This window comes from Bradyrhizobium sp. Leo114 (genome assembly GCF_055229415.2).
In genome coordinates, this window is record NZ_JBUYEN020000036.1 from 1 (window position 1) to 26,229 (window position 26,229).

Annotated in this window: 24 protein-coding genes; 6 read left to right on the top strand and 18 right to left on the bottom strand. The window is 63.7% G+C overall.

Annotated elements, in window-relative coordinates:
* Window positions 1-234 precede the first annotated feature (234 nt).
* Window positions 235-1,314 carry a tartrate dehydrogenase gene (locus ACZIRK_RS32880; RefSeq protein ID WP_130226586.1) on the bottom strand — a complete coding sequence of 360 codons (1,080 nt, stop codon included), beginning with the start codon at window positions 1,312-1,314 and terminating at the stop codon, window positions 235-237.
* A 175-nt stretch (window positions 1,315-1,489) separates the two neighbouring features.
* Between ACZIRK_RS32880 and ACZIRK_RS32885 the strand changes: the two genes are divergently transcribed.
* Entirely contained in the window at window positions 1,490-2,263 is a 774-nt protein-coding gene (locus ACZIRK_RS32885) for an SDR family oxidoreductase (RefSeq protein WP_474418851.1), read from the top strand.
* A 103-nt stretch (window positions 2,264-2,366) separates the two neighbouring features.
* Here the strand turns inward: ACZIRK_RS32885 and ACZIRK_RS32890 are convergent, their stop codons facing one another.
* Window positions 2,367-3,212: an alpha/beta hydrolase gene (locus ACZIRK_RS32890; RefSeq protein WP_456641048.1), complete on the bottom strand. Its 846-nt coding sequence runs from the start codon at window positions 3,210-3,212 to the stop codon at window positions 2,367-2,369.
* Window positions 3,213-3,316: 104 nt separating this feature from the next.
* On the opposite strand from ACZIRK_RS32890, the gene ACZIRK_RS32895 reads away from it, so the two are divergent.
* The 4 genes from ACZIRK_RS32895 to ACZIRK_RS32910 all read left to right on the top strand — a co-directional run bounded on the left by ACZIRK_RS32895 (window position 3,317) and on the right by ACZIRK_RS32910 (window position 8,391).
* Window positions 3,317-4,744 carry an amidase gene (locus ACZIRK_RS32895; RefSeq protein ID WP_474418892.1) on the top strand — a complete coding sequence of 476 codons (1,428 nt, stop codon included), beginning with the start codon at window positions 3,317-3,319 and terminating at the stop codon, window positions 4,742-4,744.
* A gap of 251 nt (window positions 4,745-4,995) precedes the next feature.
* Entirely contained in the window at window positions 4,996-6,318 is a 1,323-nt protein-coding gene (locus tag ACZIRK_RS32900; RefSeq protein WP_130226589.1) for an MFS transporter, read from the top strand.
* 6 nt (window positions 6,319-6,324) lie between these two features.
* On the top strand, window positions 6,325-6,990 hold the full coding sequence (locus tag ACZIRK_RS32905) for a sulfite oxidase-like oxidoreductase (RefSeq protein WP_028164973.1): 666 nt from the start codon (window positions 6,325-6,327) through the stop codon (window positions 6,988-6,990).
* 174 nt (window positions 6,991-7,164) lie between these two features.
* Window positions 7,165-8,391, top strand: a complete 1,227-nt coding sequence (locus ACZIRK_RS32910) for a bifunctional alpha/beta hydrolase/OsmC family protein (protein ID WP_474418852.1) — start codon at window positions 7,165-7,167, stop codon at window positions 8,389-8,391.
* Window positions 8,392-8,521: 130 nt separating this feature from the next.
* Here the strand turns inward: ACZIRK_RS32910 and ACZIRK_RS32915 are convergent, their stop codons facing one another.
* The 15 genes from ACZIRK_RS32915 to ACZIRK_RS32985 form a co-directional block, all read right to left on the bottom strand.
* Window positions 8,522-9,526 (bottom strand): quinone oxidoreductase family protein, encoded by a 1,005-nt coding sequence (locus ACZIRK_RS32915; protein WP_474418853.1) that lies wholly within the window; start codon window positions 9,524-9,526, stop codon window positions 8,522-8,524.
* A 145-nt stretch (window positions 9,527-9,671) separates the two neighbouring features.
* Entirely contained in the window at window positions 9,672-11,003 is a 1,332-nt protein-coding gene (gene paaK, locus ACZIRK_RS32920; protein WP_474418854.1) for a phenylacetate--CoA ligase PaaK, read from the bottom strand.
* A 20-nt stretch (window positions 11,004-11,023) separates the two neighbouring features.
* Window positions 11,024-11,488, bottom strand: a complete 465-nt coding sequence (gene paaI / locus ACZIRK_RS32925; RefSeq protein WP_208819865.1) for a hydroxyphenylacetyl-CoA thioesterase PaaI — start codon at window positions 11,486-11,488, stop codon at window positions 11,024-11,026.
* 90 nt (window positions 11,489-11,578) lie between these two features.
* Window positions 11,579-12,658 carry a 1,2-phenylacetyl-CoA epoxidase subunit PaaE gene (gene paaE / locus ACZIRK_RS32930; protein WP_474418855.1) on the bottom strand — a complete coding sequence of 360 codons (1,080 nt, stop codon included), beginning with the start codon at window positions 12,656-12,658 and terminating at the stop codon, window positions 11,579-11,581.
* A gap of 108 nt (window positions 12,659-12,766) precedes the next feature.
* Window positions 12,767-13,270, bottom strand: coding sequence for a 1,2-phenylacetyl-CoA epoxidase subunit PaaD (gene paaD / locus ACZIRK_RS32935; protein WP_474418856.1), 504 nt, complete (start codon window positions 13,268-13,270; stop codon window positions 12,767-12,769).
* Window positions 13,264-14,040, bottom strand: a complete 777-nt coding sequence (gene paaC / locus ACZIRK_RS32940; RefSeq protein ID WP_474418857.1) for a 1,2-phenylacetyl-CoA epoxidase subunit PaaC — start codon at window positions 14,038-14,040, stop codon at window positions 13,264-13,266. The genes paaD and paaC overlap by 7 nt, the downstream gene beginning before the upstream one ends.
* A gap of 108 nt (window positions 14,041-14,148) precedes the next feature.
* Complete coding sequence (gene paaB / locus ACZIRK_RS32945; protein WP_027581720.1) at window positions 14,149-14,436, bottom strand: 1,2-phenylacetyl-CoA epoxidase subunit PaaB; 288 nt, start codon at window positions 14,434-14,436, stop codon at window positions 14,149-14,151.
* A gap of 10 nt (window positions 14,437-14,446) precedes the next feature.
* A complete protein-coding gene (paaA, locus tag ACZIRK_RS32950) occupies window positions 14,447-15,439 on the bottom strand; it encodes a 1,2-phenylacetyl-CoA epoxidase subunit PaaA (protein ID WP_474418858.1) in 993 nt (330 codons plus the stop codon).
* Window positions 15,440-15,513: 74 nt separating this feature from the next.
* A complete protein-coding gene (gene paaX / locus ACZIRK_RS32955) occupies window positions 15,514-16,383 on the bottom strand; it encodes a phenylacetic acid degradation operon negative regulatory protein PaaX (protein WP_474418859.1) in 870 nt (289 codons plus the stop codon).
* 190 nt (window positions 16,384-16,573) lie between these two features.
* Window positions 16,574-17,299 (bottom strand): esterase/lipase family protein, encoded by a 726-nt coding sequence (locus ACZIRK_RS32960; protein WP_210384848.1) that lies wholly within the window; start codon window positions 17,297-17,299, stop codon window positions 16,574-16,576.
* 186 nt (window positions 17,300-17,485) lie between these two features.
* Complete coding sequence (locus ACZIRK_RS32965) at window positions 17,486-18,772, bottom strand: DUF445 domain-containing protein (protein WP_463331338.1); 1,287 nt, start codon at window positions 18,770-18,772, stop codon at window positions 17,486-17,488.
* A 211-nt stretch (window positions 18,773-18,983) separates the two neighbouring features.
* Window positions 18,984-19,460 (bottom strand): phasin, encoded by a 477-nt coding sequence (locus ACZIRK_RS32970; RefSeq protein ID WP_208819848.1) that lies wholly within the window; start codon window positions 19,458-19,460, stop codon window positions 18,984-18,986.
* Between the two features lie 178 nt (window positions 19,461-19,638).
* Complete coding sequence (locus ACZIRK_RS32975) at window positions 19,639-20,238, bottom strand: N-acetyltransferase family protein (RefSeq protein WP_474418860.1); 600 nt, start codon at window positions 20,236-20,238, stop codon at window positions 19,639-19,641.
* Entirely contained in the window at window positions 20,235-21,317 is a 1,083-nt protein-coding gene (locus tag ACZIRK_RS32980; protein WP_474418893.1) for an alpha/beta fold hydrolase, read from the bottom strand. The genes ACZIRK_RS32975 and ACZIRK_RS32980 overlap by 4 nt, the downstream gene beginning before the upstream one ends.
* 11 nt (window positions 21,318-21,328) lie before the next feature.
* A complete protein-coding gene (locus tag ACZIRK_RS32985; RefSeq protein ID WP_474418861.1) occupies window positions 21,329-21,712 on the bottom strand; it encodes a hypothetical protein in 384 nt (127 codons plus the stop codon).
* Between the two features lie 206 nt (window positions 21,713-21,918).
* Between ACZIRK_RS32985 and ACZIRK_RS32990 the strand changes: the two genes are divergently transcribed.
* Window positions 21,919-22,809, top strand: coding sequence for an alpha/beta fold hydrolase (locus tag ACZIRK_RS32990; protein ID WP_474418894.1), 891 nt, complete (start codon window positions 21,919-21,921; stop codon window positions 22,807-22,809).
* A gap of 101 nt (window positions 22,810-22,910) precedes the next feature.
* Here the strand turns inward: ACZIRK_RS32990 and ACZIRK_RS32995 are convergent, their stop codons facing one another.
* Entirely contained in the window at window positions 22,911-26,144 is a 3,234-nt protein-coding gene (locus tag ACZIRK_RS32995) for a bifunctional cytochrome P450/NADPH--P450 reductase (protein ID WP_474418862.1), read from the bottom strand.
* Window positions 26,145-26,229 lie beyond the last annotated feature (85 nt).

A 26,229-nucleotide genomic window follows, 5' to 3' on the forward strand; every position in this document is an offset into this window, starting at 1 on the left:
CACACCATCAATGTGAGGGACGACCGCCCGCCCTCCAAGCAAGCCGCGCGCAGCGCGCCACCCATAGCGCCGTAGCAAGCGCGGCTTGCTTGGAGGGCAGACCGCGGCCCGTTACCCCATCTACGGACCATCCAGCGCCGTCATTGCGAGCGAAACGAAACAATCCATCCCGCCACTTGCTGACACATGGATTGCTTCGTCGCTTCGCTCCTCGCAATGACGATGGACGGCGTCTTAATCCACCATCTCCGCGACTGCCTTGCCGCAAGCCTCGGTATCCGCATTGCCGCCGAGGTCGCGGGTGCGGAGCGTGCGTTCGGCGAGCGTGCGTTCGATCGCGCCGACCACCGCGTCCGCCGCCGGCTTCTCGCCGAGATGCTCCAGCATCATCGCGCCTGACCAGATCATGCCGATGGGGTTGGCGATCCCTTGGCCCGCGATATCGGGCGCCGAGCCGTGCACCGGTTCGAACACCGACGGGAAATCGCCTTCCGGATTGATGTTGCCCGAGGGCGCAATGCCGATGGTGCCGGTGCAGGCCGGGCCGAGATCGGAGAGGATGTCCCCGAACAAATTGGAGCCGACCACGACGTCGAACCAGTCCGGATGCAGCACGAAGTTCGCAGTCAGGATGTCGATGTGGTACTTGTCCCACTTCACCGACGGATACTTCTTCGCCATCGCCTCCACGCGCTCGTCCCAATAGGGCATGGTGATGGAGATGCCGTTCGACTTCGTCGCGGAGGTCAGATGCTTCTTCGGCCGCGACTGCGCGAGGTCGAAGGCGAATTTCAGGATGCGGTCGACGCCGATGCGGGTCATCACCGTCTGCTGCGTCACGAACTCACGCTCGGTGTCCGGGAACATCCGCCCGCCGACGGACGAATATTCGCCTTCGGTGTTCTCGCGCACCACCCAGAAATCGATATCGCCGGGCTTGCGGTTCGCGAGCGGCGACGGCACGCCGGGCATCAGCCGCACCGGGCGCAAATTGACATACTGGTCGAACTCACGGCGGAACTTGATCAGCGAGCCCCACAGCGAGACGTGATCCGGAATCTTGGCCGGCCAGCCGACCGCGCCGAAATAGATCGCGTCGTGCTTGCCTATCTGCTCCTTCCAGTCATCCGGCATCATCTGGCCGTGCTTCTCGTAATAGTCATAGGAGGCGAAATCGAAATGGTCGAACTGCACGGCGACGCCATGTTTCTTCGCGGCGGCCTCGAGCACACGCAGCCCCTCCGGCATCACCTCCTTGCCGATGCCGTCGCCGGGAATGACCGCGATCCGATACTGTCTCTTTGCGTTGGCCATGAAGAACACCCTTGTGATTTGCCCGGCTTGAGGCGCCGTCTATTCTCGCGCCCTGCAATGGACCAAACTTCGCCCCGGCGCAACGCTGCAGTGCAATGTTGACGGTCAAGGCGTGATCCACCTACCAATTCCGCCGACTTTTCTCCGATCCCCTCCAGCAACAGCGAGTATTGCCATGGACCTGCATCTGCGCGGCAAGCGCGTTCTGATTACCGGCGCCTCCAAGGGCATCGGCGCGGCCGCCGCCGAAGCCTTTGCCGAGGAAGGCTGCCATCTGCTGCTGGCCGCCCGCAGCGGCGACCAGTTGAAGGCGCTGGCCGGCCGCCTGCGCTCGGCCCACCAGATCGATGCCGCCACGTCGGTCATCGACCTGCGCAAGCCGGAGGATCTTGCGCGATTGTCCAAAGAGGCAGCCGACATCGACATCCTCGTCAACAATGCCGGCGATATTCCCGGCGGCTCGATCGACAAGATCGATGAGGCGACCTGGCGACACGCCTGGGAACTCAAGGTGTTCGGCTATATCAATCTCACCCGCGCGATCTACGCACAGATGAAGGCGCGTGGCGGCGGCGTGATCATCAACGACATCGGCGCCGCCGGCGAGAAATTCGATGCCAACTACATCGCCGGCAGCGCCGGCAACGCCGCGCTGATGGCGCTGACCCGCGCGCTCGGCGGCAAGAGCCTTGCCGACAACATCCGCGTCGTCGGCATCAACCCCGGTCCCGTCGGCACCGACCGGCATGTCACGCTGCTCAAGACCCGCGCCAGACATCAGTTCGGCGACGAGAACCGCTATAAGGAATTCCAGAAGAGCCTGCCGCTCGGCCGCCCGGCCCACGCGCGCGAGATCGCCGACCTCATGGCGTTCCTGGCGTCCGACCGCGCGGGTTATACCTCAGGCGTGATCTATACGGTCGACGGCGGCATTAGCGCGGGGTGGTGATGGCTACCACCGTCATTGCGAGCGAAGCGAAGCAATCCATCGCATCCGCGGAGACAGTATGGATTGCTTCGTCGCTCACGCTCCTCGCAATGACGGGTGGGCCTCACTCGCCCTCGCACAGCCGCCGGATCAGCGTCGTGATCCGTCCCTTCGGCGACATCATCTCGTCCATGATTGAAAAATGGTCAGCGCCGGGAATCTCCTCATACGTCACCGGCAATCCATAATTGGCGCGGTGCCCGGCAAAATCGGCGGTCTGCTTGCGCAAGAGCGGCAGTTCGCCGCTGCCGACCACCAGCGACAGCGGCTTCGGCGGCCCGCCCGCCTGCTCCATCGGAGAATTGCGGTGGGAAGCCGCCTCGTCGAGCCCGAGCTTGACATTGAGATAGCTCATCCGGATCGGCTCGAGATCATAGATGCCAGAGATCGCGACCCCGCCCCGCACATGCGGATGCGACAGCGCCATCGCGGTCAGATGACCGCCGGCCGACCAGCCGGACACCACAAGCTCGGTTTCGGCCGCGCCCAGCGCCGGCAACTGTTTCGCGAGGAAGTCGATGCCGGCGTGGATCTCGGCGACGATCTCGTCGAGCGTCGCCTCCGGTGCGAGCGTATAGCCGATCAGCGCGACATTGATGCCATGCGCCATCGCTCCTTCAGCCATCACCGTGAAGAACTCCTTCGACCGCATCTGCCAATAACCGCCATGGATAAACAGCAGCGTCGGCGCGCGCTCTCCCGCTTTGAGGAAATCGATGCGGTTGCGCTCACGCGGGCCATAGCGGAGATCGATGTGATTGGGATAGCGCTTGCGCAGCTCGGCGGAGCGCTCGCCCCAGCCCGCAACGATGTCACCGCTGCCTAAAACTGCGGCACCGTTGTTAAGGCCGCGGTCTCGCTCCTCCTGGCTCATGTCGCGCCAATCGAGCGCAGAGAAGGGTGTCGTCATCAGCAGATCTCCGGTTCCAGCCATTCCCCCAGCACGTTTCCACTTTTCCGGAAATTGGTCTAGAGCACTATTCCCTCCGCTATTACGAACTGCAATCAATGGAGATGCGAGTGACGGATCAAGGCCTGGTGCGGGAGAGCGCCTGCACAGTCGTCGACAAATTGCGATCTGGCGAGGTCACCCCGCTCGACCTGCTCGATGTCCTGGAAAAACGGATCACCGAAGTCGACGACAAGGTCAACGCGCTCCCGATCCTGTGCTTCGACCGTGCCCGGCAGCACGCCAAGGCGTTGATGCAGAAGCCGGCCGCTGAGCGTGGCCTGCTCGCCGGCCTGCCGGTGCCGATCAAGGATCTCACGAATGTCGCTGATGTGCGCACCACGCAGGGATCGCCGATCTTCAAGGATACCGTCGCCACCAGGTCCGATATCGTCGTCACGAATCTGGAAGCGAATGGCGGTGTGGTCTACGCCAAGTCGAACACGCCGGAATTCGGGGCCGGCGCCAACACCTTCAATGAAGTGTTCGGGGCGACGTTGAACCCCTGGGATACGTCGCGCTCGGCAGCCGGCTCTTCCGGCGGAGCGGCGGTCGCGCTGGCGACCGGAATGGCATGGCTTGCTCACGGCACCGATATGGGTGGATCGCTGCGCAATCCAGCCAGCTTCTGCGGCATCGTCGGAATGCGGCCCAGCATCGGCCGCGTCGCCCACACGCCGAGCGCCATGATCGATCGCAACCTGACCGTTCACGGCCCGATGGCGCGCAACGTCGAGGATCTCGCGCTGCTGCTCGACGCGATGAGCGGCGAGTATGCCGCCGACCCGCTGTCGCTGCCGGCGCCGACGGCGTCGTTCCTGTCAGCGACGCGCTCCGGCAAGAGGCCGAAACGCATCGCCTATTCGCCCGACCTCGGCATCACCCCGGTTGATCCCGAAGTAAAGGCGATCACGCGCAGCGCGGCGGAACGCTTTGCCGAAGCAGGCGCCATCGTCGAGGAAGCGTATCCCGACCTCAGCGAAGCTCATGAATGCTTCCACGTGCTGCGCGCGTTCGACTTCGCTGTAACCAAGGCGGCGCTGCTTCGCACCAAGCGCGACATGCTCAAGCCGGAGGTGATCTGGAACATCGAGGAAGGCCTGAAGTTGACGGTCGAGCAACTCGAGCGCGCAGAGGCCCAGCGCGTCGCCATGACGGCACGCACCCTCGAATTCTTCGGTAGCTACGACCTGTTGCTGACGCCTGCGACCATCGTCGCGCCGTTCCCGATCGAGAACCGCTATGTCGCTGAATGCGACGGCAAGAAGTTCGAGAATTACGTGCAGTGGCTCGGTATCGTCTATGCGATCACACTTGCGTGTTGTCCGGCGCTGTCCCTGCCCTGCGGCTTCACCGCCTCCGGCCTGCCGGTCGGATTGCAGATGGTGGCACCGCCACGCGGCGAAGCTCAGCTATTGGCCGGCGCGAAAGTGCTGGAGGATATTTTGGGCGTGCGCGGTGCGACGCCGATCGATCCGAGGACGGTGAGATAAAGATCTCTCCCCTCATGGTGAGGAGGCGCGCAGCGCCGTCTCGAACCATGAGGCCCCGATCTCACCCGGGGTCCATCCTTCGAGACGCCTGCTCCGCAGGCTCTCAGGATGAGGGCTATCGAGAGGAGAAAGACACGCCCATCGGCAATTGCGCTGGCGACATTTGACGTGCTACCGGGGCCGCAACCAGTTCCCGACCTCGTGAAGTATGTCGGGCCGGATGATCAAATTGCCGTGCGTGGAGTTCCAATATGACAGATCAGGCCGCCAGGATCGCCGACGAGCCCCTCGACATTCGTGACGTCGAACGACGGATCAAGGCGATCTTCATCGGCTCGGTCGGCAATCTCGTCGAGTGGTACGACTTCTACGCCTACACGGCGTTTGCACTGTATTTCGCGCCAGCGTTCTTTCCCGGCAACGATCCGGTGGTGCAACAGCTCAATGCGGCCGTGATATTCGCCGCGACCTTCCTGATGCGGCCGCTCGGCGGCTGGCTGTTCGGCTTCATCGCCGACCGTTACGGACGGCGGCTGTCGCTCACGATCTCCGTGGTCTGCATGTGTTTCGGCTCGCTGATCATCGCGGTGACGCCGACCTACGCCACGATCGGCTTTGCCGCGCCCGTGATCCTTGCGCTGGCGCGCGTGATCGAGGGTCTCAGCCTCGGTGGCGAATATGGCGCGAGCGCCACCTATCTCAGCGAAGTCGCCGACGCCAAGAACCGCGGGTTCTATTCGAGCTTCCAATACGTCACCTTGATCGGCGGCCAGCTCACCGCGATCATCGTGCTGCTCCTGCTGCAGAAGGTGTTCTTGACGCCGGAACAGCTCAAGGACTGGGGCTGGCGGATTCCCTTCGCGATCGGTGCGGCGCTTGCCGTGATCGCAGCGGTGATGCGGCGCAGCCTGCAGGAGACCGACGCCTTCGAGGAAGCAAAGAAGGTCAGCAAGCCGACCGGCTCGATCACGAAGCTTCTGAACTATCCGCGCGAACTGCTGCTGGTGGTCGGGCTGACCGCGGGCGGCACCGCGGCGTTCTACACCTTCACCACCTACATGCAGACCTTCGTCAAATTGTCGGTCGGCCTCACCGAGGACCAGACCACTTTCGTGATCTTCGGCTCGCTGATCTTTGCGACCATTCTGCAACCGCTCTACGGCGCGCTGTCTGATCGCATCGGCCGCAAGCCGCTCCTGATCTTCTTCGGTGTCGCCGGCACGCTCGCGACCGTTCCGATCCTGACCACGCTGAAAGATACCAAATCGCCCTTCATCGCGTTCCTCTTGATCTGCGGCGCCTGGATCTTCACCGCCGGCTACACGTCGATCAACGCTGTGGTGAAGGCCGAACTGTTTCCGACCAATGTCCGCGCGCTCGGCGTCGGCCTGCCCTATGCGATCACAGTGTCTCTGTTCGGCGGCACGGCGCCGGCGATCGCGCTCTATTTCAAGAGCCTTGGGCACGAACAATGGTTCTACTATTACCTCAGCGGCATGATCTTCCTCTCGCTCCTGATCTATGCAACCATGCGCGACACCAAGCATGAATCAGCGATGCATCGCCACGAGTGACGACAAATGGCTGACGACCAGGAGCCGCCGCCGGAAAGCAAGCTGACGCGCAGCAAGGAGCGCTGGGCGCGCGAAGGCCGCTTCCTCACCGGCAGGATCACGCGTCCCGACGAGCAACGCCTGCCGCCGGGCCAGCATCTCACCCGCGACTGGCCGACGCTCGATCTCGGATTGACGCCCGAGATTCCCCGCGAGCGCTGGCGGCTCGACGTCTATGGCGCGGTGGAACATCCGGTGTTCTGGGATTGGGCGCAGTTCACCGCGCAGCCGCAATCGCAATTCGTCTCCGACATCCATTGCGTCACCACCTGGTCGCGCTACGACAATCAATGGCAGGGTCTTGCGACCCGCGATCTCTTGGCCGCCTGCCAGCCACATGAGGATGCGCGCTTCGTGGTGCTGCATTCCTATGACGGCTACACCACCAATCTGGCGATTGAGGATTTTGCCGCCGAGGACGCGCTGCTTGCGCATGGCTGGTCAGGCAAACCGCTGACCGAAGAGCATGGCGGCCCCGTGCGGCTCGTGGTGCCGCATCTCTATTTCTGGAAGAGCGCCAAATGGCTGCAGGCGATCGAATTCGTGACGCAGGACAAGCCCGGCTATTGGGAAGTCCGCGGCTATCACAACCGCGGCGATCCCTGGAAGGAAGAACGTTATTCGGGTGATTGACTGTTGTCGGTGGCGTTCTTCACCTCTCCCGTAGGGAGAGGTCGAATTTAGAGCGTAGCGAGAAATTCGGGTGAGGGGTTACGCTCTATCGAGGGACCTGAACCCCTCACCCGGCGCTGCACGCCGACCTCTCCCTATGGGAGAGGTGAAGGGAAACCGTGATGGAGGGTAGCCGTGCCGACTGAACGCTTCCAGTTCGCAAGCTCGGAAGGACACCAGCTCGCCGCCGCGTTGGACACGCCTGACGGCGAGATTCACGCCTATGCGCTGTTTGCGCATTGCTTCACCTGCGGCAAGGACGTGCTGGCCGCCAAGCGCATCGCGGTCGCGCTTGCCGCCAAAGGCATCGCGGTGCTGCGCTTCGATTTCACGGGGCTCGGCTCCAGCGAAGGCGATTTCGCCAATTCGACGTTCTCCTCCAACGTCGCCGATCTCGTCCGCGCCGCCGATCACCTGCGCGAAACCCGCAAAGCGCCCGATCTCCTGATCGGCCACAGCCTCGGCGGTGCCGCGATCCTCGCCGCGGCCGCGCAGATTCCGGAGGCGAAGGCCATCGTCACCATCGCCGCGCCGTCCGATCCCGCCCACGTCACCCACTTGCTCAAGGACCAGGTCGAGAACATCCGTGAGCAAGGTGAAGTCGAGGTCTCGCTCGCCGGCCGGCCGTTCCGCATCAAGCGCGAATTCCTCGATGACATCGCCGAGCAGAATCTGCTGGCGCAGGTCGCAAAGCTGCACAAGGCGCTGTTGATCATGCATGCGCCGACCGACGACACCGTCGGCATCGAGAACGCCACCAAGCTGTTCATCGCGGCAAAGCACCCCAAGAGCTTCGTCTCGCTCGCCGACGCCGATCATCTCCTCGCAGACAAGCGAGACACCAGCTATGCCGCCGACGTTATCGCGGCCTGGTCGGAGCGCTATGTCGGGCCGGCGGTGCTCGGGTCTGCCGTCGATATCACCGAGGCGCCGCGCCATGTCGTGGTGCGCGAGACGCGCGACAGCAAATTCCAGCAGATCGTCACCGCCGGCCCGCATCGATTGCTGGCGGACGAGCCGGCCACGGTCGGCGGCGAGGACTCAGGTCCCGGCCCCTACGATCTCGTGCTCGCCGGCCTTGGCGCCTGCACCTCGATGACGATGCGCATGTATGCCAACCGCAAGGCGCTGCCGCTCGATCGCGTCACGGTGACGCTGACGCACAGCAAGATCTACGCCAAGGATTGCGCGGAGTGCGAGACGCGCGAAGGCATGCTCGACCAGATCGACCGTGTCATCAAGATCGATGGCCCCTCGCTCGACGACGACCAGCGCAAGCGGCTGATGGAGATCGCCGACAAGTGCCCGGTGCACCGCACGCTGACGTCAGAGGTGCGGATCGTGACGAAGGCCGCGGATTGAGAAAGTCTTGCACCAGCTAGCCGCCGGACATTGGCGTCATTGCGAGCGAAGCGAAGCAATCCATCTCGCCACTTGCTGAGGCATGGATTGCTTCGTCGCTTCCGCTCCTCGCAATGACGGCGTCAATCCATCACGGCCGCAGGATCACGCGGTCTCGCGAGGAGCCGGCGACGGCGAAAAACGCTGATCGCGCCTGCTCCAGCGGATAGATCGCGCTCGCCTTGATCGGAAACGGTTTCAGGTGCCCGCTCGCAAATCCCGGACCGAGTTCGCGCAGGACTGCGCCGGTCGCAATCGACGACAGGCCCAGCGTATCAATGCCGACATAGGTGTGCTGACCGCGATAGAATTCGAGGATGTTGAACTGCACGATGCGGTCGACGGCCGCGATCAGGATCTGCCGCCCACGCAGCGCCAGAGATTTGTGTGCGGCCTGAAAATAGGGATCGCCAACCGTGTTGAAGACGACGTCGGCGCCCTTGCCGCCGGTGAGTTCGCGCACGCGCGCCGCCACATCGGTGCTTGAGGCATCGATCATCTCGACCTTCGCGTTGCTGTGCCCTTCATAAGGCTCGCTCTTGCGGGCCACGCCGATGACACGCGCGCCTTGCCAGGTCGCGATCTGCACCGCAGCCTGCCCGACCTTGCCATTGACGCCCATCACCAGCACCGTCTCGCTTGGCTTCGGCAGCCCGGCGCGGCGAAAGCCTTCGATCGCGGTCACAAAGGGCACGCCGATGCCGGCGGCCTCCTCCCATGAAATGCCCTTAGGTTTTTCCACCACTGCGTCTGCCTCGACCACGAGATGCGTCGCATGCGTGCCATCGCGGCGAATGCCGAGATCGCCGGACGAGCCGAACACCTCGCGCCCGATCCATCCCTCGGGCCCGTCGATCACGACACCGGCATAGTCGCGGCCCGGCGTGCGCGGAAACACCGCGTAAGGCATCAGCCCGGTCGCGGCCTTCACATCGGATGGATTGACGGCGGCAGCCTTGATCTCGATCAGCACCTCGTTCGCGGCGCGTGAGAGCGCGTGTGTTTCCACGGTCGGCGCAAGCGCGGCAGGGTTGTCGGCTTTGGCCAGCAGGCGAACGCAGCGGGCTTGGACTACTTGGGTGCTGGGTGTCGGCATCGAGGTGTCGGTCCGTTATGCAGGTTGGGGGTACCAGCCACGTCATTGCGAGCGGGGCGAAGCAATCCATATCTCCACAAGCGGCGCGATGGATTGCTTCGCTCCGCTCGCAATGACGGGGAAAGAGCGGCGGCTACGCTGAGAGTTACCCCCTCGGTCGCTTGTCGTAAACCCGTTTGGCCTTGCCGAGCGAACGCTCCAGGGTTTCGGGGGCGACGGCTTGAACGCGCGCAGTGATGCCGATCGTATTCTTGATGAAAATCGAGACCTTCTCGGCATGCACGGCAAGGCCGCTGCCGTCCCAGCTTTCGGGGCGGGCTTCGGCGAGCACCGTCATCTCGTCCATGCGGCCTTCGCGCGACAGCTCGATGATGAAATGGCCGCCGCACCAATCGGTCGCGAGCAGCGCCTCCTCGATCTGGGTCGGAAACACGTTGACGCCACGCAGGATGATCATGTCGTCGGAGCGGCCGGTCACCTTCTCCATCCGCCGCATGCCCGGCCGGGCGGTGCCCGGCAGCAAGCGCGTGAGGTCGCGGGTGCGGTAGCGGATCACGGGAAAGGCTTCCTTGGTCAGCGAGGTGAAGACCAGTTCGCCCTTCTCGCCGTCGGGCAGCACTTGTCCGGTCTCGGGATCGATCACTTCAGGATAGAAATGATCTTCCCAGATGTGCAGCCCGTCCTTGCTCTCCACGCATTCCTGCGCAACGCCGGGGCCGATCACCTCCGACAGGCCATAGATATCGGTCGCGTCCATGTCGAAGGCGTGCTCGATCTCGGCGCGCATCGCGTTGGTCCAGGGTTCGGCGCCGAAGATGCCGAACTTCAGCGAGGAGTTTCGCGGATCAAGTCCCTGTCGCCTGAACTCGTCCAGGATCGCCAGCATATAGCTCGGCGTCACCGTGATGATGTCGGGCCGGAAGTCGTTGATGAGCTGCACCTGACGTTCGGTCATGCCGCCGGAGACCGGCACCACGGTGCAGCCGAGTTGCTCGGCGCCGTAGTGCACGCCGAGGCCACCGGTGAACAGGCCATAGCCGTAGGCATTGTGGATGATCATGCCGCGGCGGCCGCCGGCGGCGCGGATCGAGCGCGCCATCACGTCCGACCAGATGTCGATATCGGCCTGCGTGTAGCCGACCACAATTGGCTTGCCTGTCGTGCCGGAGGAGGCATGGACGCGCACCAGTCTTTCGCGCGGCACCGCGAACATGCCGAACGGATAATTGTCGCGCAGGTCGGTCTTGGCCGTGAACGGGAATTTCGCGAGGTCGGAAAGCTCCCTGAAATCGGACGGATGCACGCCGGCCGCATCGAAGACGCGCTTGTAATGCGCAACGTTGTCATAGGCGTGCTGCAGCGACCATGCCAGCCGCTTGGTCTGCAGTGCCATGATCGCATCACGCGAGGCGCCCTCAGTTTCCTCCATCTCAGCGCTGTAACCACTTCCCGTCGACTTGAGCTTTGGCACGGCCATGGCGCGTTTCCTTCGATCGTCTATTTTTGCTTGGTCTCGTTGTCCGCTGTCGGCAGCCATGAGCCGCCGATCACGCGAGAATGGCCGCGAAATTCGGCGATCACATCATCGCCTGCCGTGACGCGGACGTCATATATTCCGGACCGTCCGTTGCGCGAGATCTCGCGTGCGGTGGCGATCAGGCGGTCGCCGAGCCTGCCGGGCCGGATGAAGGTGATGCTGCCTTGCGCGGCGACGACGCGTTCATTGTGGCTGTTGCAGGCAAAGGCGAACGCGGAATCGGCCAGCGTGAAGATGAAGCCGCCATGGGCGATGCGTTGGCCGTTGACCATGTGCGGCGCGATCGTCATCGCAAGCGTCGCCTGCCCCGGCTTGATCTCGACGATCTCCATGCCGAGGCCCTTGCTGGCGTCGTCCTCCTTCCACATCGCCTCGGCGCAGGCGCGGGCGAGGTCCTCAGGCGAAAGCGTGGCCTTGACGTTCACGTTCAACTCCCTGTCGGCGGGCCCGTTACATGGGCCTCTTGGCATGATTTGTGAGACGCGCTGCCCTACCTGTCAACGCGACTTGAAGCTCTATACGTGGTCGTAATCGACCACGACCTTGTCCGAGCACGGCCGCGCCTGGCAGGTCAGGATGAACCCGGCCTGCAATTCCCACGGCTCCAGCGAATAGTTCAGCTCCATCTCCGCCTTGCCTTCGACCAGTTTGGCGCGGCAGGTCGAGCACATGCCGCCCTTGCAGGCGAAGGGCAGATCGATGCCCGCACGCAGCGCCGCGTCGAGGATGGCTTCGCCGTCCGCAACCGGCACCTCGCGCCGTTTACCGTCGATGATCAGCGAGGCCAGCGCCTTCGGCGGTGCGCCCGGCTCCACGATCTTTTTCGGCCGCGGTTTGCCGCCGAACTCGGAGACGAAGCGCTCGACGTGGATCTTGTCATCGCCGAGGCCAAGGTCGCGGCAGGTCGCCTCGATCTCCTCGCTCATCCCGATCGGGCCGCAGATGAAGACGTGATCGACACTTGCCGCCGGCACCAGTGAGCGCAACAGCACCCTCACCTTCTCGCCGTCGAGCCGGCCGTGCAGGATCGGAATGTCCTGCTCCTCGCCCGAGATGACGTGGAACAGCGAGAACCGCTGCAGGAAGCGATCCTTCAATTCCTCCAGCTCTTCGAGGAACAGCATGCCTGAGGTCGAGCGGTTGCCGTAGAACAGGAAGAAGCGGCTTTGCGGCTCGCGCGCCAGCACGCCCTTGACGATCGACAGGATCGGCGTGATGCCGCTTCCCGCGGCAAAGCCGACGTAAATCCGGGCCTCCTCCGGCGCCGGCGCGACGCCGAAGCGGCCGGTCGGCGTCATCACATCGAGTTCGTCGCCGGCTTTAAGGTCTTCCGCCGCCCAGTTCGAGAACGCGCCGCCATCGACCTTCTTCACGGCAATGCGCAATTCGCCATCATCAGGGCCGGAACAGATCGAATAGGATCGGCGTACTTCCTCGCCGTCCAGCATGGTGCGCAGGGTCAGATATTGACCAGGCGCAAAGCTGTAATCGCTTGCGAGTTCCTTCGGAATCGCAAACGTCATCGATATCGCGTCCGCGCTCTCGCGGCGCAGGCCGTTAACGGCAAGGCGATGGAATCGGGGTGCGAGCGACATGGTTCATCTCTTTCCGTCATTGCGAGGAGCGAAGCGACGAAGCAATCCATGGCGCCACGTGTGGAGAGATGGATTGCTTCGCTTCGCTCGCAATGACGGCATCATGGGTCAATGACACTTGAAATAATCGAATGGTTCGTGGCAACTCCTGCAGCGCCACAGCGCCTTGCAGGAGGTCGAGCCGAATTCGGACAGCAATTCGGTGTCTTCGGACCCGCATTGCGGACACGCCACCCGTTGCCGGCCGAACAGCGCGCGGCGTGAGCTGCCGGGCAGCGGCGGTGCGATACCGTACTCCTTCAGCTTGCGGCGGCCATCCTCGCTCATCCAGTCGGTGGTCCAGGCCGGCGATAGCACAGTGCGGATCTTCGGGCCGCGAATGCCCTCGCGCTCGAGCGCCAGCTCGATCTCCAGCGCAATCACGTTCATGGCGGGGCAGCCGGAATAGGTCGGCGTGATCGCGACCTCGACCCGCCCGTCCTGAACCGCGACGTCGCGCAGCACGCCGAGATCGGCGATGGTCAGCACGGGAATCTCGGGATCGACCACCTGCGCGGCCGCGTCCCAGGCGCGCCGGCGCAGATCGGCATTGCTGATGACAGCGCTCACCATGTCGCCCCCGGAAAGGTTCGCTGCAGCGACTGCAATTCGCTGAGGAGATGGCCGAGATGCTCGCTGTGCCGGCCGCTGCGGCCGCCCTGCTGCATCCAGTTGCTCGCCGGCAAGCGAAGCGTCGCCTCGTCCACCACAGCGGTTATCGTCTTCAGCCATTGCGGATGCAGCAGCGCCGGGTCGACTGCGATACCGGCGTCGATCAGACCGCGCTCAGAGTCGTCGGCGGCGAACATCTCGCCGGTGAAGGACCAGAGATCCTCAATCGCCGTCTGTGCGCGGCGATGGCTTTCCTCGGTGCCGTCGCCGAGCCGGACGATCCATTCCGACGAATGCCTGAGATGATAGGCGCTCTCCTTCTCGGATTTCGCCCCGATCGCCGCGAGCGTCGCATCCTTCGACTGCATCATCGCACGCCAATAGAGATCGGCGAAGGCGGCATGGAAGAACTGCCGCACCATGGTGCGCGCGAAATCGCCGTTCGGCTGCTCGACCAGGAGGAGATTGCGGTACTGCCTGACGTCGCGCAGATAAGCGAACTTGTCCTCGTCGTTGTCCTTGCCCTCGACCTTGGCGGCGTAGCTGTAAAGCTCGCGCGCCTGTCCGAGGAGATCGAGCCCCATATTGGCGAGCGCCATGTCCTCTTCGAGCGTTGGCGCGTGTCCGCACCATTCCGACAGACGGTGGCCCAGGATCAGCGCATCGTCGGCGCGCCGCAATGTGTAGAGCACGAGCGGCGTTTCGGAGATTTGGATGTTGGCGACGGCCATAGCGATCCACCTGCTTGTTCAGTCGTCATTGCGAGGAGCGAAGCGACGAAGCAATCCACGTCTCCGCAAGTGGCACTATGGATTGCTTCGCTTCGCTCGCAATGACGGCTACATATGTCCGACTTCCTCGGGCACGTCGTAAAACGTCGGGTGCCTGTAAATCTTCGACTCCGCCGGTTCGAACATCATGCCCTTCTCGGCCGGGTCGGAGGCGGTGATCGCGCTCGACGGCACCACCCAGATCGAAAGGCCCTCGCCGCGGCGGGTGTAGATGTCGCGCGCGGCCTGCAGCGCCAGCGTAGCGTCGGCGGCATGCAGCGAGCCGACATGCTTGTGCGCAAGCCCGTTGCGGCTGCGGATGAAGACTTCCCAGAGCGGACTATTCGGCGTGGCCATCTCGGCCTCCCTATTCGGCTGCCTGCGCGAACTGCCGGCGCTTGCGCTTCTCGGCGTACGCAGCCGCCGCTTCGCGCACCCACGCCCCTGCCTCATGCGCCTTGCGGCGCGCCGCCAGACGATCGCGGTTGCAAGGGCCGTTGCCCGCGAGCACCTGCTTGAATTCCTCCCAGTCGATCGGGCCAGGCACCCAGTGGCCGGCTTCGTCCTGCTTCATCTCGGAATCGGGAATGGTGAGGCCCAGGAACTGCGCCTGCGGCACGGTCGCATCGACGAATTTCTGCCGTAGCTCGTCATTGGAGAAGCGCTTGATCTTCCATTTGGTCGAGGTGTCGCTGTGCTGGCTCACCTTGTCGGGCGGGCCGAACATCATCAGCACCGGCCACCACCAGCGGTTCAGCGCATCCTGCGCCATTGCCTTCTGCTCATCGGTGCCGCGGCACAGCGTCAGCATGATCTCGAAACCCTGGCGCTGATGGAACGACTCTTCCTTGCAGACGCGGATCATCGCTCGCGCATAAGGGCCATAGGAGCAGCGGCACAGCGGGATCTGGTTCATGATGGCGGCGCCATCGACCAGCCAGCCGATGGTGCCGATGTCGGCCCAGGTCATCGTCGGATAGTTGAAGATCGAGGAATACTTCGCCTTGCCCGTCAGCATCGCATCGACGAGCTCTTCGCGCGCGGTGCCGAGCGTCTCGGCGGCGGCGTAGAGATAAAGCCCGTGGCCGCATTCGTCCTGCACTTTTGCCAATAGCGCGGCCTTGCGGCGCAGCGTCGGCGCGCGCGTGATCCAGTTGCCCTCGGGCAGCATGCCGACGATTTCGGAATGAGCGTGCTGGGAAATCTGCCGCGTCAGTGTCTTGCGATAGGCCGCGGGCATCCAGTCGTTCGGCTCGATGCGCTCGTCGGCATCGATGCGCGCCTGAAACGCGGCGGCGCGCGCGGCGTCCTCGACATTGCGGTCATCTGCATCAGACGTATTCAGCGCCTGCGTGTACATGCCCGACCTCCCGAATTTTATTGTCTTTGATCTATATCAAAATTCTAATTCTTGCAAGCATTCTTGTAATATATTTACGCATCCTCGAACCGCCGTGAAAGTTCCACGCCGGGCTTCGGCAGCCGCCCATCCTCAGTGGTCGCATGCCGGTCAAGCCATTGTTCGGATAAGGCCAGCACGCCGCGATAGATTTCGCCGCAGAGCTTTCGCGCTGCACTCCCCGGCCAGTCCTTCGGCAATAGCGCGGTCGGCAGCAGCGGATCGCGCAGCACCACGCGGCGGTAGTAATGGATCAGGAGGATGCGGGCCGTGAACGCGTCGGCGTCGGTGAGTTCCTCTCCGCGCGCGAGCCAGCCGCGCAACGGCTCGAACGTCCTGATGAATTTCTGATAGGCATCCGCGGTGCGATCGAGCGGCCAGCTCTCGCTGAGCAGCCGCCGCCCGTTTTGATCTTCGGCCGAAACGTCCAGACGGATGGCGCTAGCGGCCTCTTCGGGGATCGGCACGCCCGACGGCGCGACCCACACGCCCGGCAGCGGACTGCCGAAGCCGGCGTTCTTCAGCGCCTCGCGCGCGGCATCGCGATCCTCGCCATTGCCGATCAGCAGCAGTTCGAAACGCCCGGTCCAGTCCGACGGCGGCGGATCGTAGATGTGCCTGGTCGCGGTGTCGAAGGTTTGCCGGCCCCTCTCATTCAGTCGGTAGAAGCTGTTGCGGCCGACCTTGTTGCGCTCGAGCCAGCCGTCGGCGGCGAGCCGCGACATCGCGGTGCGCACCACGCCGCCGTCGATGTCGAGGAAGGCGAAGAAATCCAGCAGCGTGCCGAGCCACACGCAGCCGCCGCGCGGGACGATAGCGTCGCCGAACACGGTGATGACGATGGAGCCAGTGCGCGAGGGCTCGCGCTTCAACTGGTCGATGATGCGGTCAAGCGGCTGCGGCATGCGTCCACGCATACCGCGTTTCGCGTTGGGGCGACAATGTTGCTTGTGGTAGGCAGCCGGGCCGCATCCTTCGAGACGCGGCCAAGAGGCCGCTCCTCAGGATGAGGTCTGGCAGGGGGCGCGCGCTGTTAGACCCTCATGGTGAGGAGCGGCCTCTTGGCCGCGTCTCGAACCATGAGGCCCCGACGCACTACCGGTCCGGATCCGGATAAACCATGGCGCGCCAGCCGCCACGATCGAACGGCGCCCACTCCCCTTCGCGCTGCGCCAGCCGGTCGGCGACCGCGTAGACGGCGGCGGGATGGTGGCCCATGCCGCAATGGCTGCTTTCGACCTCGATGCTTTCCGACATCGCCGAGGCCTGCTCGCGGCAGCCTTGCCAGGCGCAGATGCCATCGGTGCGGCTGAAGATCGCCGTGGTCGGCACCGGAGGCGCGCTGGCCAGCGATCCACCGAAGCGCGGGTCCTCTTCCTCGGCGCGGCGGCCGCTCGCGATCTCATAGACCTGCCAGGCGTTGGTCGATTTTGGCCCGGCCGCAAAGGGGCTGCCGAGCGTGATCACCTGGCGCACGCGCTCAGGCATCATCTTGGCGAGTTGGCGAGCATAGAGGCCGCCGAGGCTCCAGCCGACGAGCGAGACCTTGCGGCCATGGCTGTCGTTCATCTCCTGCACGAGATCGACCATCGCCTGCTGCACGCCCGCGCGCAGGCCGAGATTGCGGCCCTGGCGCCAGCCGCTGACCGCGTAGCCCTTGCTGCTCAGGAACTCGCGCAGCGGCCGGGTCGAGAGATCCGATGCGACGAGGCCGGGCAGCACCAGCACCGGATGACCATCGCCGCGCGGCGCGAGGCTCAACAGCGGCAAAGCGCCGAGGAAGGCGCCGAGTTCGTGGATGGCGCGCCCCTCCAACAGCATCAACGTCCTGGACGGCGGGCGAAGCGTCTCTGCGGCAAGGGGCACGGCATCTCCTTCCCGCCGGCCTTCGCATTGCGGCAGCCGGCCAACGGATCAATAGGCAATTAAAGCTAGGGAAACGGCTTTCTACTTTCAAGCTAACCAGATCACACAGATCACAACAAAAACGCTCGCGTACCCGATCGGTCACACCAGCCGCAGCAAATATTCGATGGTGTACAAGATCAATCCGGCAAGGCCGCCGATCAGCGAGCCATTGAAGCGAATATATTGCAGGTCCCTGCCGACGTTGATCTCGAGCAGCGAGATCAATTGCTGCATGTCCCAGGCCTTCATCTGATCGGCAATGAAGGTCGAAACGCCGCTCTTCTGGTCGGCGACCACTGTCCGCAGGATCGCGACCAACCCCTCGTTGATCTCGGCGCGCAGCTCAGTGTCGCCGGCCAGCGCTTCACCCGCCTCCACGAACATCCTGGCCAGATACTGCTGCAGGACCTGCGTCTCTCCAGAGGCGCTGCGTTCGATGAAGTCCTTCAGGTTCGACCAGATGTTGCGCGCGAGGCCTTCAAGTTCCGGCCGCGCCAGCAGATCGCGCTTCAATCGGTTGATGCGATCGGCAAAGGCACGATCGCTGCCGAGCCGCTCGACGAACGACAGCAGCATGCGGTCGAACTCGCCGCGGAACGGATGCTTCGGATCGTCACGGACTTCCTCGAAGAATTTCGTCGCGGAGGCGATGATCCGGTTCACGACGAATTTGTCGGCGCGATAGAGCCTCAGGAGCGTCGGCATTTCCGCGCGGACCTTGTCGCGGATGACAGCCATGGTCTCCTTCGTCGTCAGCGTCTGGTGCAGGACGCGCAGGATGTCGTCGAGCAGGCCCTCGTGCTTTCCCTCCTGCACGAAGCCGCGCAGCGTGCCGGCGGCAAGCGGCGCCAGATCGATCGCCAGCAGTTGCGCGGTGACGCGGCGGCTGACGAACTTCATCAATCCCGAATTCTCCGTCGCCGAGAACGCCTCCGGCAACAGACGCAGCAGAAAGCGAGCGAGATCGGTCGAGCGCTTGCGGTCGCGCAGCCAGTCGGCGATGAAAGCGCCGAAATCGATCTCGCGCAGCTTGGCCTCCACCGGCCCTGCTTCGAGGAAATTCTTCTCGATGAATTCGCCGAGCTTCTCGGCGATGCGGCCCTGATTGCTCTGGATGATCGCGGTGTGCGGGATCGGCAATCCCAAGGGACGCTTGAACAAGGCGACCACCGCATACCAGTCGGCGAGCCCGCCGATCGTCGCCGCTTCCGCAAAGGCCGCGATGAAGCCGAACACGGGATGCACCGGCAACAACGCTTTCGCGACGAGGAACAGCACGAACGTCGCCACGAGCACCCCGGTCGCCAGCCACTTCACGCGCCGCAACTCCGCCGCGCGGATCGCGTCGGCGGGAGTGGCGATGGTGAAGGTGGCGGGAAGGGTCATGACGGCTCAACGACAGTTGGTTGGCTGCGATCATATCGCGCCACACCCACCGCCGTCATGGCCGGGCTTGTCCCGGCCATCCACGTTTCAGTGCATGCGGCAAGAAAGCACGTGGATGCCCGGGACAAGCCCGGGCATGACGGAGCAACAAAAAAGAAGGCCCGCAACCGGCGGGCCCTTCGGAAAACCAGAGTTGGCAGGCCTGACGCGATCAGGCCGTCTTGTTGTAGACCTTGGCGAAATTGTCCTGCGCGGACTTCGCACCTTCGGTGACGAGCTTGCCGACATATTCGGTCGCAGACTTGGCCCGCGAGACGAACACTTCGCCGCGCGCACGCACCAGGTCCGACTGGATCTGCACCGCTTCGTTCAGCGACTTGGCGGAAGCCAGCTTGTCGATACCGTTGAAGAACGCTTCCGCGTCCTGATAGATCGCCTCCTGGATATTGCGGCTGATCTTGGCGGCCTCGGAAACCGAACCGGCAACGGCGGATTCGATCACGGCGGTCACCTTTTCCGAGCCGGCGTGCAAGTCTGCGGCACGAACCTTGGCGGTCTCGGCCTGCTTCTTCACGAACTCACGGGCGGCTTCCGGCACTTCCAGGTTCTGCAGCTTGGTAAAAGCTTCGGTCACAGGCGCAAAGGCCTGCTTGACGCTATCAAAAACGGAATTGGTCTCGGTGGTCATAGGGTCTCTCCATCCTCGGTTAGAGCTATGGGCTCACCCCGTCCAAATCTGGCCCAGGGCGTCATCCTTATGCCATGGTTAATGGTGCATCGCAATATATATGTTGCGGTGCAATATCACAAATCTGTGAACAGCCGTAATATCGGGCGAATTGCCCGTCAGGCAGGCTGCAGGCTGGTCAAACCTGCGGCTCGACCGCCCCTGGCAGGCCGTAGGCCTCCATCTGAGCCCGGACCTGCGCCACATTGTGCCCGAGCACCACGATGTCGTGGGTCGCGCCGGCGACATCCCGGACATGGTCGCGCAGCAGCGCCTCGGCCCGGAAGCCGAGGCCCTCGAAGAGGGCAATCGCGCTGCGCTGGTCGACCGTCATCTGCACCGACAGCTTCTCGAGGCCAGCGCTGAGCGCAATGGCAAACGTCTCCTGCGCCAGCGCCCGCCCCACCCCCTGCCCGCGGACGTCCAAGGACACCACCATCCGGATCTCGCCGACATGGGGCGACCAGGAGTGACGGTCGCGCACCAGCGTGCCGCAACCGATCACGACGCCATCCCTCAGCGCCAGCAGGCTCATGATGTCGCCGCGGTCGATCTCGTTGAGCCACGCCGATAGCACCTTCGGCTCGCTGATGTTGCGCGGCAGGAACAGCAGATCATGCGTCGGCAGCTTTTGCGCGAAAGCCAGCACCGCGGCTTGGTCGGCGCGCGACATCAGACGGAATTCGATCTCGCCGGCCTCGGTCTTGACGCGCCGTGGATAGGGACGTGTCTCACTCATGTCGATCGCTGCCCCAGCCACGAATCCAGTTTCGGCCACAGCCGCTTGATCGCATTGGCGCCGGCGACCAAGCTGACATGGCCACCTTTGAGGACCACCTCCTCCTTGTCGGTCGAGCCGACTTTCGCGATCAAGTGTCGCGCCGCCTCATAGGGCACGATGTGATCGTGCTCGGCGACAGCGTGCAGAATCGGCACCTTGACGTTCGCAAGCTTCGCCGGACGCCCGCCGACCGACATGGCGTCGTTATAGAGCTTGTTGTCCCACATCAGGTCCTTGGTGATGGTCCGGAAATAGTCGCCGGCGAGCGGCAGCGTGTCGGTCGCCCAGCGGTCGAACATCCGGTACGACTTCACGAACTCGTCGTTCCAGATGTTGTCCCAGAGCTGCACCTGGCTTGCCGCGCGCGAAGCCGGTCGCAGCATCTCGAACGATGACAGGATCAGTTCGGGCGGCATGTTGCCGACGCTATCGATCAGGCGGTCGACGTCGAAATAGCGGCGGTCGGCGAAATTCGAGAACAGCGTCATCTCGCGGAAGTCGATCGGCGTGGTGAAGCAGATCAAATTCTTCATCGGCCCGTCGTGGAAGATCGAGCCATAGAGCAGCGACAGCACGCCGCCGAAGCAATAGCCGATGACGGAGACATCGGTCTCGCCGCAATCCTGCTGCACCCGGCGAACACAGTCCGGAATGAAGTCGAGGACGTAATCCTCCATCCTGAGATTCTTCTCTTCCGGTTTCGGCGCGGTCCAGTCGAGCATGTAGACGTCGTAGCCGCGCCTGAGCAGGAATTCGATGAAACTCTGGCCGGGCACCATGTCGAGGATATAGCCGCGATTGGTGGTGGCCATCACGATCAGGACCGGCACGCGATAGATTTCATCCGCCAGCGGTCGATAGTGGTAGAGCTGCATGGTTCCACGGCTGGCCAGCACATCCTTTGGCGTGGAGCCGAGCGCGGGACCCGAGGTCGAGAGATATTCGACGCCCTTGATGCTGCGCTGGATCGCGCGCTGCACCTCGGACTGAATGTGCTCCGCGATCGACGCTGCATCGATCCCCAAGGACGCGTTCATCGAGGGCGCGTTCATTTTTGCGGTTTCTCCGCAGGCGGACGTTTGGTGCGCGGCGGCCGCGGCTTGCCGGCTGTCGCACTTTCCGCATTGCCCGCGCTGCGGTTCATCTGGTCGAGCTGCGCCTTGATCTCATTGAGCTGGCCTTCGATCGATTGCAGGCGCTCGGCCATGCCGACGAGTTGCGCCCGGCTCGGCAGGTTCATGCCCACCAGATACTTCTCCATGAGCTCCGCGAACTGCTTCTGCGCGCCGGCCGCGACGCCGCCGGCCTGGTTCATCATCCGGCTGAATTCCGGCGTTCCCATTGCCTTGTTGGCGAAGGAATTGAATCCCTTTTCCAGCTCGCCGATCATCGTCTGCCAGACGACAGCAGGATCGTTGCCCTTGTCGGCCATTGGCGCTCTCCCACGTGCTTGCGAGCGCTTGCCACGCTTCTCTTTGCGCTCCATACGACACCGTTGCAGGCAGCCGGTCAACCCAAGCTGACATTGAACGCCGCGTCAGAAAGCTTCTGCGCTGCGGCAAAGCGTGGCATACAGTCGTCCATCAAGAACCCAGCCGAGGAGGCCCCGTGACCACCCTCGTCCACCGGCCGCCGCAGATGATCCGCGCCAATGGCATCGACATCTGCTACGAGATCTTCGGCGACGAGAGCGCCGAACCGATGCTGCTGATCATGGGGCTCGGCGCCCAGATGATCCATTGGGACGATGAGTTCTGCGAACAGCTCGCCGCGCGCGGCTTTCGCGTGATCCGCTTCGACAACCGGGACATCGGCCAGTCCGGCAAGCTCACAGGCGGCAAGCGGCTGACGGCGTTCGAAATGCTGAGACTGCGTCTGTTCGGGATCCCCGTCGCCGCACCCTACAGACTGATCGATATGGCCAAGGACACGGTCGGCCTGATGGACGGGCTCGGGCTGAAGTCTGCGCATCTGGTCGGCGCCTCCATGGGCGGCATGATCGCGCAGGAAGTCGCGATCTCGTTTCCGCAAGTCGTGCGCTCGCTCACCTCGATCATGTCGACGACAGGCAATCCGAAGATCCCGCCGCCGACCCGCGAGGCCGGGGCCATACTTATGGCGCCGCCGCCAAGGACGAAGGACGAATATATCGAGCGCTTCGCCAAGACCTGGAAGGTGCTGCGCGTCGGTTCCTTCCCGGAGGATGAGGCGCTCGATCGTTCGCGGGCGCTGCGCACCTATGAACGCGGCCTCAATCCCGCCGGCGTCGGCCGCCAGCTCCGCGCCATCCTCGCCTCCGGCAGCCGCAAGCAACGCCTCGGCGCGGTGAAAGCGCCGACACTCGTCATCCACGGCACCGTCGATCCGCTGGTGCACCCGGCCGGCGGCAAGGACACCGCGGCCTCGATCCCGGGCGCGAAACTCCTGATGATCGAGGGCATGGGCCACGCATTGCCGATCCCGATGTGGCCAGAGATCATCGACGCCATCGCTGAGCACGCGCATGGAGCTGTGGGAAGGACGGTGTGACGGAATCGTAGGATGGGTAGAGCGCAGCGAAACCCATCATTGCCACCAAGCGCATAGACGCGATGGGTTTCGCTTCGCTCTACCCATCCTACAATTTGTGGCTATCCGCCCGCCCAGACGTCGAGCACGTAACGGTTCTTCGCGCCGAGGTCCTCTATCCAGCGAGCGGCGGCATTCGCATCGCCGCTGTTGTGCTCTCGATGGATCGACATCAGGGTCGCCTTGACATCCGGCTCCATCTTGCTGCCGTCCCCGCAGACATAGATGATCGCGCCCTTCCCGATCAGGTCCCAGACGCGGTTCTTCTGGGCGGCAATCAGGTCCTGCACGTAGGTTTTCGAGCCATTGAGCCGCGAGAACGCGATGTGCAGCTCGGTGACGCCATCGGCGGCGAACGCCTTCAACTCGTCGGCATAGATGAAATCCTGATCCGGATGGCGGCAGCCGAAGAACAGCATTGCCGGCCCCAGATTGGCGCCCTGCGACTTGCGATGCGCGCGCTCCTGGAGGAAGCCGCGGAACGGCGCCAGGCCCGTGCCGGGGCCGATCATGATCAGCGGCACCGACGCATCGTCGGGCAGGCGGAAGCCGGCCTTGGTCTCGCGCACGGTGGCATGGATGGTGTCGCCGGCGCGGCGGCCGGAAAGATAGTTTGAGCAGATGCCCTTATAGATGCCGCGGCCCGAATTCGCCGGCGCCTCCACGACGCCGACGGTGACGCTGCAGCGCGCGGGATCGCCCGAGGGCGAGGACGAGATCGAATAATAGCGCGGCGCCAGCAGCGACAGCATTTCCAGATAGATGTGGAACGGCAATTCGCAGGCCGGATGCTCCTCCAGGAGATCAAACACCGATTTGCGCTTGTCCATCACCTCGCCGCGATAACGTTCGCCGGACGCATCGTCGTCGCCGACGTAGGCGAGCAGCTTCGGCTTCGTCATCGGGCAGCGCGTATGCTCGGCCATCACCTGGATCTGCTTGCGGGTTGCGACCTGCTGCAGCTCCACGAACTCGGTGAGCAACCGCCCGATAGAGATCGCATCGCCGACCGGCAGCTGCGCGCGACGGCCTTCCGTCACCTGCAGCCTGATCTGGTCCGCCGGCAGGAAGCCGAAGCGGCGCGCGACCTGGTCCACCAGCGTCGGATCGTTGCGCGGCACCACGCTCAAATGATCGCCGACGCGGTAGGTGATGCCGGGCGGTAGTTGCACCTCGATGTGCCGTGTCGAACGCTCGGACGGATTGGCGCCGGACTTGTTCTGCAGTTCCGCATTCTCCAGCACCTTCATCGCCACCGCGCCGCCCTGCGCGACGATGGCGTTGACCGAGGCCGGTGCTACCGGCTCGACCGCATAGAGCGGCTCGTCCTCTGGCGTGCGGGTGAAGTTCCAGTCGATGCCGAATTCCTTGGTCGCGACCTGCGCGGCAGCCGGAAACCACTTCTGGAACTGGCCGTCGAGATCGGCCCTAGCATCACCCTCGCCGCGCGGATAGACGGCGCGGGCGCCGCGGGCGGTGAGCTGCTCGTCGATGAAGCGCGGCACCGACTGGTACGTCGCCGCCCAATCGCTGTTGCCGCAGCCGAACACTGCGTAGCGCACGCCGGCAAACGCGTCCTTCGGCAGATCGCTGCCGAGCCATTTGACGAACTCCGTCGCGTTGTCGGGCGGCGCGCCATTGTAGGAGGCGCAGATGATCAGAACGCCACCTTCCTTCGGCAATTTCCCGACATAGTCGTCGAGCGGACCGAGCTTTGTGTTGAAGCCATTGACCTCGGCGAGATCGGCCATCCGTGTCGCCAGTTCTTCGGCCGAGCCGAGATTGGAGCCGTAGAGCACCAGCATCGGCGTGTTGTGTCCCAGGCGCGGTTTCGGCCGAGGCGCCCTCGGCGCGGCCGACGCCGCCGCGGCCGCGCCAGCGAAGACGCCGCGCTCCCTGTCCTCGCGCGGGCGCACCTTGATCTTGAAGCCCTCGGGCTTGATCGTCAGCGTTTCCTTCAGATGCATCTGGTAGCGATGCACATCGATCAGTTTGAAGCGCTGCAGGATCATGCCGAGTGCGAGCGCTGCCTCATGCATCGCAAAGCCGCGGCCGATGCAGGCGCGCTGTCCGTTGCCGAACGGCTTCCAGGCGTTGATCGGGCGCTTGGCCTCGGCCTCGCGGCTGAAATTCTCGGGATCGAAGACATCAGGATTCGGTCCCCACACGTTGGGGTCGCGATGCAGTGCCATCACGAGAACAGTGATGAACGTGTTCTTCTTCAGCTTGTACTTGCCGCCGATGGTCTCGTCCTGCAGCGGTGCGATGCCATAGGCCGGCGCCGGCGGCCACAGCCGCAGCGCCTCCTTCAGGACTTGCGTGATGTAGGTGAGCTGGGTGACCTGCTGATAGGTCGGCCTGGCGTTGATATCGGGGCCGAGTACGCGGTCGACCTCTTCATACGCCTTCTTCAGCACCTCGGGATGTTTCAACAGCGCATAGATCGTGCTCGACAACAGACCGCTCGTGGTCTCATGGCCCGCGATCAGGAATGTGTTGATCTGGTAGCGGATGTTGACGTCGTCGAGCTGCTCGCCGGTGACGCGGTCGATGCCGGTCATCATCGCCGCCAGCATGTCCTTCTGGCCCTCGCCGACATCGGACTGGCTCCGCCTGCGCTCGGCGATGATCTCGTCAACCATCTTGTTCATGAACGCGACGTCCTCAGTGAGCGTCTTGCGTCGCTGGCGCATCCACAGGCGCTCCAGCGGCAGGCCGCGGGTCATCATGATGGTCTCGAGGGAGCGCACCAGCGACTCCACGAAGGGGTGATAATCGCGGCGATAGAACGAATTGAAGCGATAGTCGAAGCCGCAGAGCCCGATCGTGTCGAGCGTCAGCGCCGTCATGTCGTGGACGACATCGATCTCCTCGTCGGCGTTGAGCCGCTCCCATTTCTTCACGAGCTGCTCGGCGATATCGACCATGCTCGGATGGTAGGACTGCATGGCGCGGTTGCCGAACGGCTGCAGCAGGATGTTGTGCGCCTTGCTCCAGTTCGGCTCCTTGGTGTCGGCGGTGAACAGGCCGTCGCCGCCGACCGCGCGCACACGCCGCAGCGAGCCGCGCACCGCTTTGTCAAAGCGCTTTTCATCCGAGAGCTCGTCGACAAGGTCATGGCCGGAGACGATCACGAGCGGGGCGCCCATCATGTCGAGCCAGTAGATCGGCCCGAGCTCTTTGGCGAGCCGCACCAGATGCTGCACCGGAGCGGTCGAATCCAGCGACAGCATGTTGCCGACCACGGGCATGGTCGGCGGATGCGGGATCGGAGCCAGTCGGTTGCCGGATGGCATATGGGAATGTCTCCTGCCCTATTCTCGATCTCTCATCCTGTCATTCCGGGATGCGCCTCTTGGCGCAGGCCCGGAATCCATTGCG

What these genes read in the sequence shown, in the direction of transcription:
- ACZIRK_RS32880 (WP_130226586.1), bottom strand. Translation starts at nt 1,314, where the DNA reads ATGGCCAACGCAAAGAGACAGTATCGGATCGCGGTCATTCCCGGCGAC.
- ACZIRK_RS32885 (WP_474418851.1), top strand. Translation starts at nt 1,490, where the DNA reads ATGGACCTGCATCTGCGCGGCAAGCGCGTTCTGATTACCGGCGCCTCC.
- ACZIRK_RS32890 (WP_456641048.1), bottom strand. Translation starts at nt 3,212, where the DNA reads ATGACGACACCCTTCTCTGCGCTCGATTGGCGCGACATGAGCCAGGAG.
- ACZIRK_RS32895 (WP_474418892.1), top strand. Translation starts at nt 3,317, where the DNA reads ATGCGAGTGACGGATCAAGGCCTGGTGCGGGAGAGCGCCTGCACAGTC.
- ACZIRK_RS32900 (WP_130226589.1), top strand. Translation starts at nt 4,996, where the DNA reads ATGACAGATCAGGCCGCCAGGATCGCCGACGAGCCCCTCGACATTCGT.
- ACZIRK_RS32905 (WP_028164973.1), top strand. Translation starts at nt 6,325, where the DNA reads ATGGCTGACGACCAGGAGCCGCCGCCGGAAAGCAAGCTGACGCGCAGC.
- ACZIRK_RS32915 (WP_474418853.1), bottom strand. Translation starts at nt 9,526, where the DNA reads ATGCCGACACCCAGCACCCAAGTAGTCCAAGCCCGCTGCGTTCGCCTG.
- paaK (WP_474418854.1), bottom strand. Translation starts at nt 11,003, where the DNA reads ATGGCCGTGCCAAAGCTCAAGTCGACGGGAAGTGGTTACAGCGCTGAG.
- paaE (WP_474418855.1), bottom strand. Translation starts at nt 12,658, where the DNA reads ATGTCGCTCGCACCCCGATTCCATCGCCTTGCCGTTAACGGCCTGCGC.
- paaD (WP_474418856.1), bottom strand. Translation starts at nt 13,270, where the DNA reads ATGGTGAGCGCTGTCATCAGCAATGCCGATCTGCGCCGGCGCGCCTGG.
- paaC (WP_474418857.1), bottom strand. Translation starts at nt 14,040, where the DNA reads ATGGCCGTCGCCAACATCCAAATCTCCGAAACGCCGCTCGTGCTCTAC.
- paaB (WP_027581720.1), bottom strand. Translation starts at nt 14,436, where the DNA reads ATGGCCACGCCGAATAGTCCGCTCTGGGAAGTCTTCATCCGCAGCCGC.
- paaA (WP_474418858.1), bottom strand. Translation starts at nt 15,439, where the DNA reads ATGTACACGCAGGCGCTGAATACGTCTGATGCAGATGACCGCAATGTC.
- paaX (WP_474418859.1), bottom strand. Translation starts at nt 16,383, where the DNA reads ATGCCGCAGCCGCTTGACCGCATCATCGACCAGTTGAAGCGCGAGCCC.
- ACZIRK_RS32960 (WP_210384848.1), bottom strand. Translation starts at nt 17,299, where the DNA reads ATGCTGTTGGAGGGGCGCGCCATCCACGAACTCGGCGCCTTCCTCGGC.
- ACZIRK_RS32965 (WP_463331338.1), bottom strand. Translation starts at nt 18,772, where the DNA reads ATGACCCTTCCCGCCACCTTCACCATCGCCACTCCCGCCGACGCGATC.
- ACZIRK_RS32970 (WP_208819848.1), bottom strand. Translation starts at nt 19,460, where the DNA reads ATGACCACCGAGACCAATTCCGTTTTTGATAGCGTCAAGCAGGCCTTT.
- ACZIRK_RS32975 (WP_474418860.1), bottom strand. Translation starts at nt 20,238, where the DNA reads ATGAGTGAGACACGTCCCTATCCACGGCGCGTCAAGACCGAGGCCGGC.
- ACZIRK_RS32980 (WP_474418893.1), bottom strand. Translation starts at nt 21,317, where the DNA reads ATGAACGCGTCCTTGGGGATCGATGCAGCGTCGATCGCGGAGCACATT.
- ACZIRK_RS32985 (WP_474418861.1), bottom strand. Translation starts at nt 21,712, where the DNA reads ATGGCCGACAAGGGCAACGATCCTGCTGTCGTCTGGCAGACGATGATC.
- ACZIRK_RS32990 (WP_474418894.1), top strand. Translation starts at nt 21,919, where the DNA reads ATGATCCGCGCCAATGGCATCGACATCTGCTACGAGATCTTCGGCGAC.
- ACZIRK_RS32995 (WP_474418862.1), bottom strand. Translation starts at nt 26,144, where the DNA reads ATGCCATCCGGCAACCGACTGGCTCCGATCCCGCATCCGCCGACCATG.